The sequence below is a fragment of the Streptomyces sp. NBC_00820 genome (assembly GCF_036347055.1).
Classification (GTDB): domain Bacteria; phylum Actinomycetota; class Actinomycetes; order Streptomycetales; family Streptomycetaceae; genus Streptomyces.
Map to the genome: position 1 here is coordinate 2,515,933 of NZ_CP108882.1, position 18,399 is coordinate 2,534,331.

Consider the following 18,399-nt stretch of genomic DNA (forward strand, 5'->3'; position numbering starts at 1 on the left):
GTATGGGGCTGCTGGACATCCTGCTCGGCCGCACGAAACCGGTCGTGCCCGATCTGGATCAGCTGTTCGCACTGCCCTCGGCGGCGATCACCCTCCAGGCGGCGGCCGGGTTCACCCCGACCGGGGTCGGCGCGGTGTGCTTCGCCACGGTCGAGGGCGCGGCCTTCGAGCAGACCCACCGCGAGGTCCAGGCCCTGCTCGACGCGGACGCCGAGCGCACCGGCCCGCCGGTGGAGCTGCGCCAGGACGGCTACGGCTACTCCTGGCTGGTCTCCCGGCGGACCCCCGACCAGCTGCCCCAGCTGGTCAACGACCTGCACGCGGTGAACAGCTCGATGGAGGTCAACGGATTCGGTCCGCAGCTGCTGTGCTCGCTGGCCGCCTTCGAGGACGAACGGGGGCGCCGCCTGGGGCTCGTCTACCTCTACAAGAGGGGTACGTTCTACCCCTTCGCCCCGCTGTCCGGCACCGCCGAGCGGCGGGACAACCCGCTGGAGTTGCAGGTGCAGGCGATGCTGGCGGACGACCTCAGGATCGAGCGGGACCTCAGCCGCTGGTTCCCGGTGTGGGGTGCCCCCGGCCTCTGACCGGGGACCGCCGGGGACACCCTGTGCTCACTTCCTCTGCGCTCACTCGTTCTGTACTCACTCGTTCTGTACTCACTCGTTCTGCGCTCACTTGCTCTGCGCTCACTTGCTCTGCTCGCGCTGCCGGCGCCGTGCCTCGTGGGGGCGCTCGCGACGGTAGCGGCGCTCCCATCTGGCCTGGCGGTCCCGGCGCTCGCGGTACGCCCGGTAGGAGTCGGGCACGGGGCCCGGGCCCGGCTGCGAAGGCGGCGGGGGCCCGGCGGGCGAGCCCCGGCCGTGGGCCGCGTACAGATAGAGCAGCGCGCAGGCCGCGAGCCACCAGATGTGGTTTCCGAATCCGAGGAGCACCAGGACGACGGTCCCGGTGAAGGCGATGCCACGCATGACGGACCTCCGTCGGGTGATGAGGGGCGGAACGGGGGAAACGAAGTCGCTTGCTCAGCGTAGGGACTCCGTCACCGTGCGTGCATCCGGTTTTCCGGGCGGGCGTCCGCTGTGAGTGAATGGGTCGCATGAGCGAACTCTCCTGCGACCACCACGAGTTCACCTGCGTGCACGACGGCGAGCGGCTCAGCACGGTGAGCGCCGGCCCGCCCGGACGGGCGACCGTCGTGCTGCTGCACGGTGCGGGCACCGGCAGCAAGGAGCGACTGCTGCCGCTGCTCGCCGAGTTCACCGCCCACGGCTGCCGCACCCTGGCCTTCGACTTCTCGGGGCACGGTGAAAGCACCGGGAAACTCGCGGAGTTGAGCCTGCGCCGGCGGTTCGAGCAGGCGGTCGCGGTCATCGACGGACACGCCCCGGCGGACGGCCCGCTGATCCTGGCGGGGTTCAGCATGAGCGGGCAGACGATCGCGGATCTCGTGGGGCACTACGGGCGGCGGGTGGCCGCGGTGGGCCTGTGCGCGCCCGCGGTGTACGCGCCGGAGGCCTGGGACGTGCCCTTCGGTGAGGGCGACGGCCGGTTCAGCGAGATCATCCGCACTCCCGACGGCTGGCGCGACGCGCCCGCCCTCGCCGTGTTGCGGTCGTACGAGGGCCGGGCGGTACTGGCGGTGCCGGGCACCGACACGGTCATCCCGCCGGAGGTGACGGAGGCCGTACAGGACGCGCTGTCGGCGCGCGCGCAGTTCACCCGCTTCGACGTCCCGGGCGCCGGGCACCGGCTGGGGGAATGGTTCCGCGAGCACGGCGACGACCGGCGGGAGTGGGTGGCGGCCCTGCTGAGCGGACTCGCGGAGGGCGCCTGGGCGGCGACCCGGAGCTGGGTGGAAGGGCAGCTCCCGGCGGGCCGCACGGTCACCGGTTCCGGTGCGCTGCGCGGGGGCTGGTCGTCACAGATACGCGGGCTCACCCTGGACGACGGGGAGGAGCTGGTCCTGCGCACGTTCGTGAAGCCGTTCTTCCGGCGGCACGCCGAGGGGCTGCTGTCCCGGGAGGCGTCCGTGCTGAGGCTGCTCGCGGAGCGGGAGGGCGTACCGGCGCCGGCGCTCGTCGCCGTGGACGCGGCCGCCGACCACTGCGACCACCCCAGTCTGCTGATGACCCGGCTGCCGGGCCGGGTGTGGGTGGAGGAGGAGGATCCCGAGACCCTGGACCTGCGACTGGACCTGCTCGCCGCCCAGTTGGTCCGGATCCACGCGGTGACTCCCGGGCCGGAGCGTCCGCGCACGTACCAGGCGTGGACGTCGCCCGAGCGGGTACACACCCCGGGAGGCGTCCGGTGGGAGCGGGCGGTTGAGGTGATCCGCCGCGAACCGCCGCCGTACCGGGGCGGCTTCCTGCACCGGGACTACCACCCCGGGAACGTGCTGTTCACCGGGGCCGGCGACGGGCTGCGGATCAGCGGGGTCGTCGACTGGGTGGAGACCTCCTGGGGCCCCGCCGACCTCGACGTCGCCCACTGCTCCACGGCCCTGGCCCTGCTGCACGGCCCCGAGCACGGGCTCGCCTTCCGGGACCGGTACGAGGAGCGGGGCGGCCGAGGGCTCGCGGACGGCCCGGACCACCTGTACTGGCGGCTGCTCGACGCCCTGACCTACTGCCCCGACGCCGGGAAACTGGCCGGGCCCTGGCGGGAGCTGGGACGCACGGACCTGACACCGCGGGTGCTGGCAGGACGGCTGGAGGCTTACGTGGACGGGCTGTTGGAGCGGTACGACACCGTGTGAGGCCCGGTGATGCCCCGGTGAGGCCCCGATGGGTCCGGTGAGGCCCCGGTGAGGCCGGTTGCCGGTGCCGCCGGGGGCCACGCGCACCGGAGCGGGAGCCGCCGGCGGCAAACGCCGGGTGCCGGGTGCCGGGCGTCCCGCGTCGCACGGGGCGCCCGGCACCACGGTTCACCGCGAGTAGCGCATCAGCGCCCGCACCATGTGGCACGTCGTGTTGGACGGCGGATGCACACCGATCTCCTCGGCCGTGCTGCGGATCGTCTCGTCGTGGGCCTGGTTCGCCAGGTAGACCCCGGAGTCGAGCAGGGCTATGGCGAGGCGCATGGCCTTCAGCCGCCGGTTGTGCGTGACGTACCACTCGCGCGGCCGCCCGGCGGGCAGCCGGTGCTTCGCCATCGGCGCGTAGGGCGAGTCGAACAGAACGGAACGCTTGGCGGTGGACTGGGTCGGCAACGGCTTGTTCTTCAGGGCGGCAGCGGGCACGGGCATCCTCCTGTCGCGGTCAGGGCGCCCACCGGAAGCCCCGGCGACACCCTCGAACACTGCTACCAGTTTACCGCCGGGCACTGACATCGAGGGAGACCGCACAGCCCTTCAAATGCCCAGGTGGACACGGGAATTGCCGCCCTGTCACACCAGGCACGGAAGGGGCGCGTGAGGCGGCAAAAAATCGAACAGGGCGGCAGCGCGACGAGTGCGCGGGCCCCGGATTCGCCGGGGTCCACGAGCGGGCCCCCGACCGCCCGCCGAGACGGCGCGCGCCCGCACCCGAACCCCGGCGGTGGCCTCCGGCCCACCCGCTACCGTGGGCCGCATGGAGATCTGGATCAATCCGGCCTTTTCGAAGTGCCGCAGCGCGATCAGCCTGCTGGATGCCGAGGGGGCCGACTACACCGTCCGCCGCTATCTGGAGGAGGTGCCGAGCGAGGACGAGATCAGGGCCGTGCTCGAACGGCTCGGGCTGGAGCCGTGGGACATCACCCGGACCCAGGAGGCGGACGCCAAGGAGCTGGGGCTCAAGGATTGGGCGCGGGACGCGGACACGCGGGACCGGTGGGTCACGGCCCTCGCCGAGCACCCCAGGCTTATCCAGCGCCCGATCATCACGGCCGAGGACGGAACCGCCCTGGTCGCCCGCACCGACGAGGCCGTGGCGGAGGCACTCTCGCGCGGCAAGGGCTGAGCGAGGGTCGGTGCCGGTCAACTCCACTGTGACACAGGTTACTTGGATGACCCGGACGACCGCTGAGCAACCACGTTCGGCCCCTCGTACATAGCGGCGTACGCTCCCCTACCCCTTCAGGAGGCGCGCATGTCGCGCAGGCGAACCCTCGGCACGAAGAAGAAGGTCGCGCTGTTCGTGACCGCCGCGGCGGTGGCGGGCGGCGGGGCCTTCGCGCTCGCGGCCACCTCGAACGCCGCGCAGAGCCCGCAGAACGCCAAGACGCTGTCCGCCGGCAACTCGACCGTGTGCCAGGGGCTGGCCACGGCCCTCGGCAACAACCAGTCGTTCATCGCGGGCCAGAAGGCGGCCCCGGACGCGCAGTCGTCGGCACGGATCGCCAACCGCGAGGCGGTCATCGAGCAGATCAAGGTCCAGCAGAAGGCTGCCGGATGCATCGTTGGGGAGTCGGCTCAGGGCTCCCAGGCGGCGCAGGGCAACGCCGGTCAGCAGGGCAACGCCGGTCAGCAGGGCGGCCAGCAGGCCGGTGGCGGTCAGCAGGCCGGCGGTGCCCAGCAGGGCGGCCAGCAGGCCGGCGCCGCGGGCAACGGCGGCGGTGCCGCCGCGGCCTCCGGCCAGCAGGTGTGCAAGGGCTCGACCGTCACGCTCTCCGGCGAGGCCGGCGCCCCGGCCGCGTCCAGCAACCAGTTCCCGGCGGGTACGACCCTGAAGGTCACCAACCTGGACAACAACAAGTCCACGACCGTGAAGGTCACCTCGGTCTCCGGCAGTTGCGCCCTGCTCAACAACGCCGCCTTCGAGCAGGTCCGCGAGCCGGGCAAGTTCCTCATCCGCCGCGCGGTGATCGAGAAGGTGGGTTGAGGCTCGACGACCGGACACGAGAACGGTGAGGTGAGGTGACGGGCCGGGCCGTCCGACGCGGCTGCGGCAGCGCGTGACGGGAGACGCAGGGCAGTACGGCGGTCTCCGCGCATGGCGGCGGCGCGGCGGCCCGCTCCGCCGCCATGGTGGGATCGTGGGTCCCGCTGTTCGCGGCCACGAGTGGCGGGACCGGCACATCCGGGGCGCGCAGGGCATGGAGGCCGGGCATGGAGGCCGGGCGGCACACCCGGCCAGGCGCTCGCGGAGCGCAAGTGCGGGGCGGAGCGCGGGGTGGGAGTGAGACGCACCACAGAACCCCCAGGTAACACGGCGTTCACATGCGGGCAACGACCGGGAAATTGCCTGTTGGCACTCTGCCGGAGCAGATCGACGCGGCGCCCGGCGCCGCGGCCGCCCCACCCCGAAGGATGAGACCGCGTGACCTTCAAGGCCGAGTACATCTGGATCGACGGCACCCAGCCGACGGCCAAGCTCCGTTCCAAGACGAAGATCATCACGGGTGCCCCGGCCGGTCTCGACGCGCTCCCGATCTGGGGCTTCGACGGGTCCTCCACGAACCAGGCGGTGGGTCACGCCTCCGACCGCGTGCTCAAGCCGGTCTTCACCTGCCCGGACCCGATCCGCGGCGGCGACGACATCCTGGTGCTGTGCGAGGTCCTGGACATCGACATGACGCCGCACACGTCCAACACGCGTGCCGCGCTCGCCGAGGTCGCCGAGCGGTTCGCCGCGCAGGAGTCGATCTTCGGCATCGAGCAGGAGTACACCTTCTTCGACGGCCCCCGCCCGCTCGGCTTCCCCGAGGGCGGCTTCCCCGCCCCGCAGGGCGGCTACTACTGCGGTGTCGGCGCCGACGAGATCTTCGGCCGCGAGATCGTCGAGGCCCACCTGGACAACTGCCTGAAGGCGGGCCTGGGCATCTCCGGCATCAACGCCGAGGTCATGCCCGGCCAGTGGGAGTTCCAGGTCGGCCCGCTCGCCCCGCTGGAGGTCTCCGACCAGCTGTGGGTGGCCCGCTGGCTGCTCTACCGCACCGCCGAGGACTTCGGCATCTCCGCGACCCTGGACCCCAAGCCGGTCAAGGGCGACTGGAACGGCGCGGGCGCGCACACGAACTTCTCCACCAAGGCGATGCGTGAAGGCTACGACGCCATCATCACCGCCTGCGAGTCGCTCGGCGAGGGCTCCAAGCCGCTGGACCACGTCAAGAACTACGGCGCCGGCATCGACGACCGCCTGACCGGTCTGCACGAGACCGCCCCGTGGAACGAGTACTCCTACGGTGTCTCCGACCGCGGTGCCTCGGTCCGCATCCCGTGGCAGGTCGAGAAGGACGGCAAGGGCTACATCGAGGACCGCCGCCCGAACGCCAACGTCGACCCGTACGTCGTGACCCGCCTCATGGTCGACACCTGCTGCTCCGCCCTGGAGAAGGCCGGCCAGGTCTGACCCGCGCCGCGACTTCCGTGAGGGGGCGTCCACCGTCGAGGTGGGCGCCCCCTCACGCTGCCCAGGGGCGTTGCATGGTGAACCCATGGAGGTGGCATGGTGACCCCATGGAGAACGACGAGGTCCTGTCCGTCAAGGTCCTGACGGAGTACGGACGGATGTACCAGCACCCCTCGGCGGACACACTGCGGGAACTGACGGAGCGGATCGGCGGCATCTGGGACCGGCTGCTGATACTCCAGCGGATCCCCGACGTCCCGGACGTATTCGCCCAGGTGTGGCACGAGGAGGGCGGCGACTACCGGCTGGAGCATCGCCGCGGCGACGAGGAGTTCTCCGGCGCGAACCTCACCCACCCGGGCCAGGTGGCGGACCTGCTGACCGGCTGGGCGCGCCGGCAGGACGACTGGGACCGGGACGTGGCCTGGGAGCCGGTGGACCTCGAGCCGCGCCCGGAGGTGCCGCCGCTCCCCGAGGATGTGCGCGAGCAGGTCGAGGAGCGCGTACGGCTGGTGCTGCGCTGCGGGTACGACACGCGGAGCACGGCGACGGAGGCCGCGGTGAACCACCTGCTCACCGAGGACGAGCGGCCCGTCTCACCGGAGCAGGGACTGGAGTTGGTGAACCGGCTGTGGCTGGAGCGGCTGGCCGAGCAGGAGACCTGGCAGGGGGTCACCGACCCGGAGCGGCTCACGCTGGCCTTCGGGGCGCTGGCGGAGACGGGCATCCGGGCCCGTGAGGACTTCACCTGCTGCAGCGCCTGCGGGATGGCGGAGATCGGCGCGGACCGCGAGGACCTCAGGGGCTTCGTCTTCTTCCACCGGGAGGGCACGGAGGCCGCCGCCGACGGACACGGACTGCACCTGTACTTCGGGGCGTTCGACGGCTCGGCCGAGACCACCACGGCCGTCGGGCAGGAAGTCGTCGCCGCTCTCGAGGAGGCCGGGCTGTCCACGATGTGGGACGGAAATTCGGCCAGGGCGATCGAGGTCACGCCTCTGACCTGGCACAGGCGCCTGGTGGGCTGAGACGCGGCGGGGCGTCTTCACGCCAACGAGGCGTCCGAGCAGTGAGAGGAGGCTCCTGCCGGGGGCCCGCGTCTGCTTCAATGGGCGTATGGCCAGCTATCAGAACCTCACCTCGACGGGTCGCCTCGACCTCGAGCCGTTCTGGCCTTCCCGTCAGCACCACGACTTCGACCGGGTGTGTTGCCGCGCGAGGAACGCGCGGGCCCTCTAAAGCCGTACACCCCGGCCTTCGGTCAGCGCGAAACGACGAACGTCCCCGGCGTGCCCGACCACGAGTCAGGGCCGTCGCCCCGCCCGACGACTCCTCGCGCGAAAGAGCTGACCCCTCATGGCGACCACTCGTTCCCTTTCCCCCGTCCCCTCCGCCGCTCCCTCCACCGCACCGGCCGCGGCCGGCGGCGCCCGGCACCGGCTGCGCGCCGTCGACCGTGACGAGGTGATCGACGTCGCGGGCTTCCTGCCGCCGGGCGCCACCTGGCTGCCGGCGCCCGAGCACACCGTGCCCGTGCTTCCCGGCCGGCCGCCGATGGTCGGCTACCTGGTGCTGGTGCCAGCCGACCAGCGGCCCCCGTTCCTGCCGGCCCCGGCCCCGGCCCCGGCCCCGGTCCCGGACCGGCCCCAGGAGGGGGCGGACGCGGCGGCCGACGCCGCCGAACCGCTGGTGCGGATCGACTCCGTACGGCGCACCGCCCGCATCGACGGCCGTGAACTCGACCTCACCTACCTGGAGTTCGAGCTGCTCGCCCATCTGGTGGCGCACCCGCACCGGGTGCACACCCGCGACCAGCTGGTCTCCACGGTGTGGGGTTACGGCCATGTCGGCGACGGCCGTACCGTCGACGTCCACATCGCCCGGCTGCGCCGCAAGCTGGGCGCCCCGCACCGGCAGACGATCCAGACGGTGCGCCGGGTCGGCTACAAGTACACGCCGCCGACCGTGCGTTGACCCGCTCTGCCCTCAGCAGATCCCCGTGCTCCCGGCGTCCGCGCGGGGCACGATCGGCGGCATGAGACTTCTTGTGCTGGGTGGTACGGAGTTCGTGGGACGGGCCGTCGTGGAGGCCGCGCTCGGGCGCGGCTGGGAGGTGACCGTGTTCCATCGCGGGCGCCGGCGGCCTCCGGCGGGGGTGCGTTCGCTGCACGGCGACCGCACCGCCCCCGACGGCCTCGCGGCCCTCGCCGCGGACGACGCCGTCTGGGACGCCGTGGTCGACACCTGGTCGGCCGCACCGCGCGCGGTACGGGACGCGGCACGGCTGCTGCGGGGCCGCGCCGAACGGTACGTGTACGTCTCCAGCCGCTCGGTGTACGCCTGGCCCTGGCCCACGATGGGCGGGGAGGCCGAGGACGGGGCGCTGGTCGAGGGGGCCGACGCGGGCGCCGGGGCCACGGAGTACCCGCAGGACAAGCGGGGCGGTGAACTGGCCGCCCTGGAGTCCTTCGGCGCGGAGGGCTCGCTGCTGGTCCGGGCGGGGCTGATCCTCGGCCCGCACGAGAACGTCGGCCGGCTGCCCTGGTGGCTGACCCGGATCGCCCGCGGCGGCCCGGTCCTGGCCCCGGGGCCGCGGGACCTGCCGGTCCAGTACATCGACGCGCGTGACCTCGCCGAGTGGACGGCCGGGGCCCTGGAGCAGGGGCTGAGCGGGGCGTACAACCTGGTGAGCCCGCCCGGCCACACCACCATGGGCGAGCTGTTGGAGAACTGCGCGCGGGTCACCGGGGCGGCGGCCGAGCTGCGCTGGACCGACCCGCGGGTGATCCTGGACGCGGGCATCGAACCGTGGACCCAACTCCCGGTCTGGGTACCGCCGGACAGCGAGCTGTTCCACTGCGTGCACCGTGCGGACGTGTCCCGCGCGGTGGCCACGGGGCTGGTGTGCCGCCCGGTGGCGGAGACCGTCGCCGACACCTGGCGGTGGCTGACGGAGATCGGCGGCACCGCACCGCTGCGGCCGGACCGTACGGCCAAGGGGCTGGACCCGGAGGTGGAGGCGAAGGTCCTGGCCGGGGACGGGGACGGGGGTGTAACTGGCACCACCCCCTGACCGGGGGCTCCGGGCCAGTGTCCGGGGCGTGCGGGTCGGCCAGACTTTCGGCATGAACACCGACATGAAGAGAGAAGGAGTCCGCGCCCGCTTCCGGGAGGCGGCGCTCGCCGCCGTGCGGGGGCTCGTGCTGGCCCTGGTGATGCCGCCCCTCTCCGCCCTGGTCTTCACGCTGGCCGTCGCGTCCGTGGCACTCGTCCCGTTCGGCCTCGGCATCTTCACCACTCCCGCGATCCTGGGCGCCATACGCGACTTCGCGGACGTCCGGCGCAGGCTCGCGGCCGAGTGGTGCGGGGTGCTGATCCCCGCGGACCACCGGCCGGTTCCCGGGGACGCCAGTGCCTGGACCCGGACCGTCGTGATGCTGGCCGACCCCGCGACCTGGCGGGACCTGCGGTGGCTGGTGGTCGACATGACGGCCGGAGCCGTCACCGCGGCGCTCCCGGCCGTCCTGTTCTTCTACCCCTTCGAGGGGTTCGCGGTAGCGGCCGGGCTGTGGCGGGTGCTCGCGGACGGCCGCACCTACTGGTACGGCTTCGTCCCGGTGACCGGCGGGCCGACGGCGCTCGGCGCGGCCGCCACCGCCGTCGTGCTGCTCTTCGCCGCCTACCAGCTCGCCCCGCGCCTGCTGACCGCGCACTTCCGGCTCACCCGGGCCGCCCTCGGCGGCGACCGGGGCCAACTCGCCCGGCGGGTGCAGGTACTGACCGAGACCCGGCGCGACGCCGTCGACACCTCCGCCGCCGAACTGCGCCGCATCGAGCGGGACCTGCACGACGGGGCGCAGGCACGGCTGGTCGCGATGGGCATGGACCTCGGCACCGTCGAGATGCTGCTGGAGAAGGACCCGGCCCAGGCGAGGAGGCTCCTCGCGCAGGCGCGCCGCAACTCCGCCGAGGCCCTGGAGGAACTGCGCGACCTGGTGCGGGGCATCCATCCGCCGGTGCTGGCCGAACGCGGACTCGGCGACGCGGTACGGGCGTTGGCGCTGCGGCTGCCCCTGCCGGCGGAGGTGAACGTGGACCTTCCCGGCCGCGCGGAGGCGCCCGTCGAGTCCGCCGCCTACTTCGCGGTCAGCGAGGTCCTCACCAACGCCGTCAAGCACTCCGGCGCCGACCGTCTCTGGGCGGACCTGCACCACGCCGACGGCATGCTGCGGATCACGGTCACCGACAACGGCAAGGGCGGGGCGGCGGTCGGGGCGGGTTCGGGCCTCGCCGGGGTGGAGCGGCGCCTGGGTACATTCGACGGCGTCCTGGCCGTCAGCAGTCCGGCGGGCGGCCCCACCCTGGTCACCCTGGAGATCCCGTGCGCGTTGTCCTAGCCGAAGACCTCTTCCTGCTGCGCGACGGCCTGGTCCGGCTGCTGGAGGCGTACGGCTTCGAGATCGCCGCCGCCGTCGAGTCGGGACCCGAACTGACCCGAGCCCTGGCCGAGTTGGAGCCGGACGTGGCCGTGGTCGACGTACGGCTGCCGCCCACGCACACCGACGAGGGCCTGCAGTGCGCGCTGCACGCCCGCCGGGCGCGCCCCGGGCTGCCGGTGCTGGTCCTCTCCCAGCACGTCGAGCAGCTCTACGCGCGCGAGTTGCTGGCCGACGGCAGCGGCGCGGTCGGCTACCTGCTGAAGGACCGGGTGTTCGACGCCGAGCAGTTCGTGGATGCCGTACGACGGGTCGCGGCGGGCGGTACGGCGATGGACCCGCAGGTGATCCAGCAGCTGCTGTCGCGCCGGTCGGCCGGCGACCAACCGCTGGGCCGGCTCACTCCGCGCGAGCGGGAGGTGCTGGAGCTGATGGCGCAGGGCCGGTCGAACGCGGCCATCGCCGGGCAGCTGGTGGTGACGGAACGGGCCATCGCCAAGCACACCTCCAACATCTTCGCCAAACTGGGGCTGGAGGTGTCGGACGATGACAATCGGCGCGTCCTGGCCGTCCTCGCGTATCTGGACCGCGACCGGTGAGCCGGACATCGATTTTTCAACTTCCGCTGCTCAAACGGCATTTGAAACCTGCCCGTGAAGAAATCCTGTGATGAATCCGTGTGACGGCTGAACACCTCTGGGGCGGCGTGCGTATGGAAGGACGCCGCTTCACTCCTGTCGGGCGCCTCGATGCTGCCCCGCAAGGAAGTCAGAGGAGTTCCATGGGACGCAACACACGTAAACGCCGTTCGCCGCTGGCCGTCAAGGTCACTGCCGCATCGGCGGCCCTAGCGCTCGGTGGGGGCGGGCTGCTCTGGGCGAACTTCTACGCCTCGGCGCACGAGTCGGGCCACCAGTCGTGGGGAGGCAACCAGACCAAGGCCGCGACGGCACAGGTCGCGACGATCACGTGCCCGGACGTGGGCCAGAAGCTCACCAACGTGCCGAACCAGGCGCGCACCGACGTCGCCGGTGAACTGGCCAATCTGGACCGTCAGATCACCGACGCCTACCAGCGCCTCGCGACCACCCGGGACGCGCAGGCCCGCGACGCGAGCTTCGTGCAGAACGACATCCTCACGCCGCTCCAGCAGCGGCGGAAGGTGATCCTCGACCGCATCAAGCTGGAGATCACCCGCGTCGGCGGCACCGCGCCCGGCGACCTGGACACGCTCGCCAACTGCACCGGCACCCCCGCCAACCAGACGGGCGGCGGGCAGAACGGCGGGGGCCAGCAGCAGGGCGGTCAGCAAGGTGGCGGCCAGCAGGGCAGCAGCCAGCCGCCGGCGAACGGTGGCCAGCAGGGCAGCCAGCCGCCGGCGAACGGCGGCCAGCAGGCGAACAACGGCGGGCAGGCCGGCAACGGCCCGGCCGCGGCCGACTTCGTCGACATCACCAAGGTCCAGCCGAACGTCAAGGGCAAGCCCCGCAACGCCCGTGGTGCGGCGACCGGCACCTTCACCACGCGCTGCGGTGTGAACGCCAACAAGAACCACAACACCGACAACGTCATCGTGGCGCCCGGCGTGGCCAACGGCGCGCACCACCTGCACGACTACGTCGGCAACCAGAAGGTCAACGCCTTCGCCAGCAACGACACGTTCCTGCAGGGCGGCACCAGCTGCCAGAACAAGAGCGACCTGTCGTCGTACTACTGGCCGGTGGTCCGCGTCCAGGACGGCAGCCAGGACTTCGACCAGAACTCCGACGGCGGTGGCAAGGAAGGCAACGTCGGCAAGATCCTGGTCCCCGCCCAGGCGCAGATCAAGTACGTGGGCAGCCCCACCGGCAAGGTGGTGGCGATGCCGCAGTTCCTGCGGATCATCACCGGTGACGCCAAGACCACCACCAACGGTCTGGCCAACGCCAACGCCCACTGGAGCTGCACCGGGTTCGAGAACAAGGTCCAGCTGACCACGCAGTACCCGATCTGCCCGCAGGGCAGCAAGGTCGTGCGCACGTTCGCCTTCCAGAGCTGCTGGGACGGGCAGAACATCGACAGCGCCAACCACCGTACGCACGTGGCCTTCGCCGACGCGAACGGCGCCTGCCAGAACGGCTTCAAGGCGATCCCGCAGCTCACGATGCGCCTCGTCTACAACATCACCCCGCCGGTCCTCCAGAACGGCCAGGTGAAGAACGCCTACGCGGTGGACGGTTTCCCGGAGCAGCTGCACAAGCCGTCGACCGACCACGACGACTTCATCAGCATCACGACCGGCGGCCTCGCCAACAAGATCGCCAACTGTGTGAACCGCGGTCAGAACTGCTCGTGATCCCCTGACTCCCCCCTCCGGGGGATCATGACAGAAGGCCGGTGACGGGTCCCCTCCCGTCACCGGCCTTCGCCGTGTGCGCACCGCCGGCGGGGGTCAGCCGCCGTGGGCGTGGTGGTCGGCGCCCACCTCGACATCGCCGCCGAGCGTGCCGCGCAGCGCCTTGACCACGCCGTCGTCGCCGACGGCGACCCACTTGCGGCCGACGAGGTAGTGACCGCCGTAGTCCTTCGCGTCGTTGATCCACTCGCGCTGGCCGCGGTCGGTGGCGAAGGTGGCGAGGATGAACTTGCCGTCGCCGTTGCGGCACAGGGCCTGGCGGATCTCGTCGGCGTCGGTCTGCATGTCCGGCTTGCACTTCACCTCGGCGGCGAGACTCTCCAGACTGCCGGTCGCCGCGGTGGGCACCTTCGCCGCGTCCCCACCGGAACCGGCGGAGCCACCGGAACCGCCGGAGCCCCCGGCGCCGCATCCCGCCAGCGCCAGTACGGCCGTCACGGCGAGCGCCGCAGGTGTCACCCTCATCTGTTCCTCCGGTCCTGATGGGCCAAGCATGCCGCGCGGGACCCCACCGCGGGGCCCCGACCATCGGATACGGCTCCCGGGCACGGTGCGCTCAATTGCGGTGACGCGGCGGGCACAGGTGTGCGAGGGTGCCCCGGTGAACCGAGACTGGGAAGACCGTACCGCCGCCGCCTGGGCCGCCTTCGACGAGTACCCCGAGGAGAGGGCGGCCGAGTTCCGCGCCCTGATCGACGGACTCGTCGCCGAACTTCCCGAGGACAGCCCGCTGGGCCCGTTCGAGCGGGCCTGCGCCTGGGACTCCACCGGGCACTCCGACAAGGCGGTGCCGCTGTACCGGGAGGCGCTGGCGCGCGGGCTCGGCGACGTGAGCCGGTACAAGGCCCGGCGGGCCAGGATCCAGCTGTCGAGTTCCCTGCGGAACACCGGGGCGCCGGAAGAGGGCGTCAAGCTCCTCGAACCGGAACTGGAAGGCCCGTCGGACGAGTTGGACGACGCCGTGCGCGCCTGTCTCGCGCTGTGCCTGGCCGACCTCGGGCGCGAGCGCGAGGGGCTGTCCCTCGTCCTCGGCGCGCTGGCCCCTCATCTGCCGCGCTACCAGCGGTCGATGGCCAACTACGCGCGGCTGCTGGTCGCTCCCGGGGCGTGAGCCGCCCGCTTGACGGTGACCAACCAACGGCTCGGTCGTTCTCCAGGGCGTGCAGTCACAGGATGTAGCCCAGCGTCACGCACGCACCTCCGCCCGGGCCGACGGCGCGGCCGTCGATGTCGAGCGGGCCGAGGCCGCGCTCGTCGAGCACTATCCCCGGCTGGTCCGGCTGGCCTACCTGGTGCTGCCGCCGGGCCTCGGCCGGGGCCGCCGGGTGCTGACCGCGCACGCCCTGGTCCAGCGCGCCCTGCCCCGGGGCCGCAAGCAGCGGTCCGCGATCCCGGCCCAGGCCGGGGGGCCCTCCGCCCGGTCGGACGCGAGAGCCGGGGAGGGGCGGGACGGCGACCCCGGGTACGCCTTCGTCCGCCTGCGGGTCGTGCGTGCGGCGCTGGAGGCGTCCCGTCCGCGCAAGGGCCTGCCCAAGCGCTCCCAACTGCCGCCGCTGCTGCCCCAGGTGTGGGGCCTGAGGCTGTTCCCGCGCTCCGGTGGCGCCGACGAACTCGCCCTGGACCAGCGGCTGTCCGCGCTGTCCGGTCCGGCGCGCGCCGCCTATGTGCTGCGCGGCCTGGAGCGGCTGCCCGACACCGACGTACGCCGGATCCTCAAGTCCGCGGGTGTCACGCGTGCCGAGCCCGTGCTGGCCGAGGCCAACGGGGTGCCCGAGCAGTACACCCTGCTCGCCTCCCCCGAGTTCGACGCCTGCACGCTCCAGGCCCGCCCCACCGAGCTGGTACGCCGGCGCCAGCACGTCAAGGCGGCGCTCGCCGCGGCGGCCGCGCTCGCGGTGTGCGGCGCGCTGGTCGCCATGCCGGGCGGCGGCTGGGGCCCGGACGGCGCCGCCGCGCCCGCCTACGCGGAGAACCCGGCCGCCGAGGCCGCCCTGGACCCCGGCAGGCTGACCCGTGTGGCCCCGGCGCTCTGGAAGACCTCGGCGCGCACCGACTTCTCCGTGTGGCCCGCGCGCGGCCCGCTCACCGGCGACCGGACCCTGCTGCGCCGCGCCCTCGCGGTCTGGGCGCGCCCGGGCGCCGCGGTCCGCGTCTCGGCGACCCCCGGCACCCAGACCGGCGGCCCGGCGGGCCCGCCGCAGCTGCTGTACGCGGGCGACGTCGACACCGCGCGTGTGGTGATCCTCTACGACGGGCTGCGCATCACCCGCTACGCCGAGCCGGTGGACGGCACCCAGGGCGCGGCGCTCGACTTCGCCCGCGTGGACGGGGCGAGCGGCGCCGAGGCGAGCGCGCTGGTGCTCGGCCGCTCCGACGGCAACGTCCGCTATCTGACCGCGCCCTGGGTGCGCGGGGCCGCCGAGCGCGACCTGACGAAGCCGGACGCGGAGCCCGCCGCCCTCGCCCTCACCGACGGCGTCACCGCGTCGCTGGCCAGTCCCGCGCTGCGGCCCGGCGGCTGCGACTCGTGGAACGTGCTCCAGCTGACCGACGCCACCGGCACCCGGCTCGCCACCGACCTGGGCGAGTTGGTGCCGGCCCGCCTCACCGCCGGCCGGCCGGGCTCGGCCGGTGAGGCGTCCGGCGCGGACGGCCTGCGGGCCTGGGCGCCGTTCGCCTGCTCGCTGGCCGCGGAGCGCTCCGCCGGAGTGCGCAGCGTGAACGCGTGGGCGTACGCGCGGCAGCCGCTGCCGGACGGAAGCGGCGCCGGCACCTGGGTGTGCACGCGGGGCGAGACCTGGCGCGGTGACGGGACGGCCGCGCTGGCCCAGTTCCGCACGCCGGGCGGCCCGGTCGGGGCGGTGGTGGCCAAGGGCGCGGACGTACCCGCGTGCGGCCCCCGCGATCCGCACGTGCTGGCCGGGGTGCTGTGGAAGTCCGGGGCCGGGAACTGGTACCTGCTGGCGGCGGGCGACCCGGACACCGCGTCGGTCCGGGCCACGGGCGGGGTCACGGGCGGGGTCACGGCGTCCGGGACAGGCCCCGTGCTGACGGCACCGGCCGCGCAGGGCGCCCAGGCCGACCTGACGGGGACGCTGACCGACGGGCGACGGATCAACGGGCTGCGCTAGGCGGCTCGGTGACGCTCCTTGGTGACACGTCTGGGCAACACGCACCACCGGCGCCCTTGGCCACGCACCTTGGTGACACGCCTCGGTGACGCTCCTTGGTGACACGAATGTAAACAAGGCCGTGCGCGGGGGTTCTCAGGCGACTTACCCCTCAGTACATTGACGCCATGTCTAACACGCAGGCCCGGCCGGTGGAGTCCGAGCGCGTCGCGCTCAAGGCCCGCGACGTGTCCTTCTCGTGGGAGGACACGCCGCTGCACTGGGTGCCCGGCGACCCGTTCACCACGCACACGATCAATGTGCTGCACCTGCTGCTGCCCGCCGGTGAGCGCTGGTTCGTGCACGTGTACAAGCAGGCGCTGCCGCTCATCCAGGACGACCGGCTGCGCGAGGACGTCATCGGCTTCATCGGGCAGGAGGCGATGCACTCCCAGGCCCACGACGAGGTGCTCCCGCACCTGCGCGAGCAGGGCCTGGACCCGACGCCGTACACCGCGCAGGTCGACTGGTTCTTCGAGAAGCTCCTCGGCGACCGCACCCTGCCGCCGGGCCGGGCACGCCGCTGGTGGCTGCTGGAGCGGATCGCGCTGATCGCGGCCATCGAGCACTACACCGCCTTCCTCGGTGACTGGGTGCTCAACGCCGACGAGCTCGACCGGCGGGGCGCCGACCCGACCATGCTGGACCTGCTGCGCTGGCACGGCGCCGAGGAGGTCGAGCACCGCTCGGTCGCCTTCGACCTGTTCCTGCACGTCGACGGCGGCTACCGGCGCCGGGTGCGCACCTGGTCGCTGGCGTTCGCGGCGCTGATGTTCCTGTGGCAGCGCGGGGCCCGCTTCTTCATGGAGAACGACCCGACCCTGGTGGACGGCAGGGCCACCTTCAAGGAGTTCTACCTGAGCGGCCGCCGGGGCACCCTGCCGAGCACCCCGGCCCTGCTGAGGTCGATCCCGCGCTACCTCGGCCACGCCTACCACCCCTCCCAGGAGGGCTCCACCGCCCAGGCGGTCGCCTACCTGGCCTCCTCCCCCGCCGCGCGCGCCGCGGAGAAGGAAGCGCCGTGATGCCGACGCTGCGTACCGTCGCCCTCGTCACGGGCACCGCCCTGCTGACCCGGCGGGCCCTGCGCCGCCGCGTCCGTACCTCGCCGCTGTGGCCACTGCCCGCCCTGGACCCACCGGTCTCCGGGCTCCCCCGCTCCCGGACCCTGCGGCTGACCCTCACCGCGCGCGAGCCGGTGGCCGACGGGGTCGTACGGCTACGCCTGGAGGGCGACGGGCTGCCGTCCTGGGAACCGGGCGCGCACCTCGACCTGGTGCTGCCCTCGGGGCTGGTGCGGCAGTACTCGCTGTGCGGGGACCCGGAGGACTCCACGTCGTACACGGTCGCCACCCGGCTGGTCGAGGACGGGCGGGGCGGCTCGCGGGAGGTGCACGAACAACTCACCGAGGGGACGGTTCTGCGGGCACGCGGCCCCCGCAACCGTTTCCCGCTGGTCGGGGCGCCGGGTTACGTCTTCGTCGCCGGCGGTATCGGCATCACGCCGGTCCTGCCGATGCTGCGGGCGCTGCCGGAGGACGCGGACTGGCGGCTGCTGTACTGCGGCCGGAACCGGGCGTCCATGCCGTTCCTGGAGGAGGTGGCGAAGCTGGCGCGGGACCGGCTGACCGTGGTCGCCGAGGACGAGGACGGGCGCCCGGACCTGGACGCCCTGCTGGCGGACGTGCCGGAGGGCACGGCCGTGTACTGCTGCGGCCCCGAGGGCCTGATGACGGCGGTCGAGGCGCGGCTGCCCGAGTCCGCCACGCTGCACCTGGAGCGGTTCGCGCCACGTACCGCGACCGCGGGCGACCGGGAGTTCGAGGTCGAACTGCGGCGCAGCGGACGGACGTTGACGGTACCGGCCGACTCCACCGTGCTGGCCGCCGTACGCCGTGAACTGCCGGACACCCTCTACTCCTGCGAGCAGGGGTTCTGCGGGACGTGCCGGCAGCGGGTGCTGGAGGGCGAGGTGGAGCACCGGGACGAGCTGCTGACCGACGCAGAGCGTGCCGGGTCGATGCTGATCTGCGTCTCGCGGGCCGCCGACGGGCGGCTCGTGCTGGATCTCTGAGGGGGGTCCGGTGAACACCGGGGCGGTGCCGTCCGGTTGAAGGGCGGTACCG

At 72.9% G+C, this 18,399-nt stretch carries 18 protein-coding genes; 15 read left to right on the forward strand and 3 right to left on the reverse strand.

Translation table 11 applies throughout. The features are described from left to right. Positions 1-2 precede the first annotated feature (2 nt). A complete protein-coding gene (gene pspAB / locus OIB37_RS11505; RefSeq protein WP_330457476.1) occupies positions 3-587 on the forward strand; it encodes a PspA-associated protein PspAB in 585 nt (194 codons plus the stop codon). Positions 588-689: 102 nt separating this feature from the next. Here the strand turns inward: pspAB and OIB37_RS11510 are convergent, their stop codons facing one another. Then, complete coding sequence (locus OIB37_RS11510) at positions 690-971, reverse strand: hypothetical protein (protein WP_330457477.1); 282 nt, start codon at positions 969-971, stop codon at positions 690-692. A 128-nt stretch (positions 972-1,099) separates the two neighbouring features. Between OIB37_RS11510 and OIB37_RS11515 the strand changes: the two genes are divergently transcribed. Further along, on the forward strand, positions 1,100-2,758 hold the full coding sequence (locus OIB37_RS11515; RefSeq protein ID WP_330457478.1) for an alpha/beta fold hydrolase: 1,659 nt from the start codon (positions 1,100-1,102) through the stop codon (positions 2,756-2,758). Between the two features lie 168 nt (positions 2,759-2,926). Here the strand turns inward: OIB37_RS11515 and OIB37_RS11520 are convergent, their stop codons facing one another. Next, positions 2,927-3,241 carry a hypothetical protein gene (locus OIB37_RS11520; protein WP_330457479.1) on the reverse strand — a complete coding sequence of 105 codons (315 nt, stop codon included), beginning with the start codon at positions 3,239-3,241 and terminating at the stop codon, positions 2,927-2,929. Positions 3,242-3,572: 331 nt separating this feature from the next. On the opposite strand from OIB37_RS11520, the gene OIB37_RS11525 reads away from it, so the two are divergent. From OIB37_RS11525 to OIB37_RS11565, 9 genes are all read left to right on the forward strand, one after another. Then, positions 3,573-3,941, forward strand: a complete 369-nt coding sequence (locus tag OIB37_RS11525; protein ID WP_330457480.1) for an ArsC/Spx/MgsR family protein — start codon at positions 3,573-3,575, stop codon at positions 3,939-3,941. Between the two features lie 129 nt (positions 3,942-4,070). Beyond that, positions 4,071-4,802, forward strand: coding sequence for a hypothetical protein (locus tag OIB37_RS11530; RefSeq protein WP_330457481.1), 732 nt, complete (start codon positions 4,071-4,073; stop codon positions 4,800-4,802). A 438-nt stretch (positions 4,803-5,240) separates the two neighbouring features. Then, a complete protein-coding gene (gene glnII, locus OIB37_RS11535; protein WP_330457482.1) occupies positions 5,241-6,272 on the forward strand; it encodes a glutamine synthetase in 1,032 nt (343 codons plus the stop codon). A gap of 107 nt (positions 6,273-6,379) precedes the next feature. Next, positions 6,380-7,300: a DUF6891 domain-containing protein gene (locus tag OIB37_RS11540; protein ID WP_330457483.1), complete on the forward strand. Its 921-nt coding sequence runs from the start codon at positions 6,380-6,382 to the stop codon at positions 7,298-7,300. Between the two features lie 328 nt (positions 7,301-7,628). Next, positions 7,629-8,246, forward strand: coding sequence for a winged helix-turn-helix domain-containing protein (locus tag OIB37_RS11545; RefSeq protein WP_330457484.1), 618 nt, complete (start codon positions 7,629-7,631; stop codon positions 8,244-8,246). Between the two features lie 61 nt (positions 8,247-8,307). Beyond that, positions 8,308-9,345 carry an NAD-dependent epimerase/dehydratase family protein gene (locus OIB37_RS11550; RefSeq protein WP_330457485.1) on the forward strand — a complete coding sequence of 346 codons (1,038 nt, stop codon included), beginning with the start codon at positions 8,308-8,310 and terminating at the stop codon, positions 9,343-9,345. Between the two features lie 52 nt (positions 9,346-9,397). Further along, positions 9,398-10,669 carry a sensor histidine kinase gene (locus tag OIB37_RS11555; protein ID WP_330457486.1) on the forward strand — a complete coding sequence of 424 codons (1,272 nt, stop codon included), beginning with the start codon at positions 9,398-9,400 and terminating at the stop codon, positions 10,667-10,669. Next, entirely contained in the window at positions 10,654-11,307 is a 654-nt protein-coding gene (locus OIB37_RS11560) for a response regulator transcription factor (protein ID WP_330457487.1), read from the forward strand. The genes OIB37_RS11555 and OIB37_RS11560 overlap by 16 nt, the downstream gene beginning before the upstream one ends. A gap of 182 nt (positions 11,308-11,489) precedes the next feature. After that, positions 11,490-13,043 carry a DUF1996 domain-containing protein gene (locus OIB37_RS11565; RefSeq protein ID WP_330457488.1) on the forward strand — a complete coding sequence of 518 codons (1,554 nt, stop codon included), beginning with the start codon at positions 11,490-11,492 and terminating at the stop codon, positions 13,041-13,043. 96 nt (positions 13,044-13,139) lie between these two features. Here OIB37_RS11565 and OIB37_RS11570 read toward each other — a convergent pair whose 3' ends face one another. Next, positions 13,140-13,568 carry a hypothetical protein gene (locus OIB37_RS11570; protein WP_330457489.1) on the reverse strand — a complete coding sequence of 143 codons (429 nt, stop codon included), beginning with the start codon at positions 13,566-13,568 and terminating at the stop codon, positions 13,140-13,142. 118 nt (positions 13,569-13,686) lie between these two features. Here OIB37_RS11570 and OIB37_RS11575 point away from each other — a divergent pair, with 118 nt between their 5' ends. From OIB37_RS11575 to OIB37_RS11590, 4 genes are all read left to right on the forward strand, one after another. Beyond that, entirely contained in the window at positions 13,687-14,214 is a 528-nt protein-coding gene (locus OIB37_RS11575; RefSeq protein ID WP_330461821.1) for a tetratricopeptide repeat protein, read from the forward strand. Between the two features lie 49 nt (positions 14,215-14,263). Beyond that, positions 14,264-16,234, forward strand: coding sequence for a hypothetical protein (locus tag OIB37_RS11580; RefSeq protein WP_330457490.1), 1,971 nt, complete (start codon positions 14,264-14,266; stop codon positions 16,232-16,234). A 167-nt stretch (positions 16,235-16,401) separates the two neighbouring features. Continuing rightward, positions 16,402-17,298 carry a metal-dependent hydrolase gene (locus tag OIB37_RS11585; protein WP_330457491.1) on the forward strand — a complete coding sequence of 299 codons (897 nt, stop codon included), beginning with the start codon at positions 16,402-16,404 and terminating at the stop codon, positions 17,296-17,298. Then, positions 17,298-18,347: a PDR/VanB family oxidoreductase gene (locus OIB37_RS11590; RefSeq protein ID WP_330457492.1), complete on the forward strand. Its 1,050-nt coding sequence runs from the start codon at positions 17,298-17,300 to the stop codon at positions 18,345-18,347. The genes OIB37_RS11585 and OIB37_RS11590 overlap by 1 nt, the downstream gene beginning before the upstream one ends. The last annotated feature ends 52 nt before the right edge of the window (positions 18,348-18,399 follow it).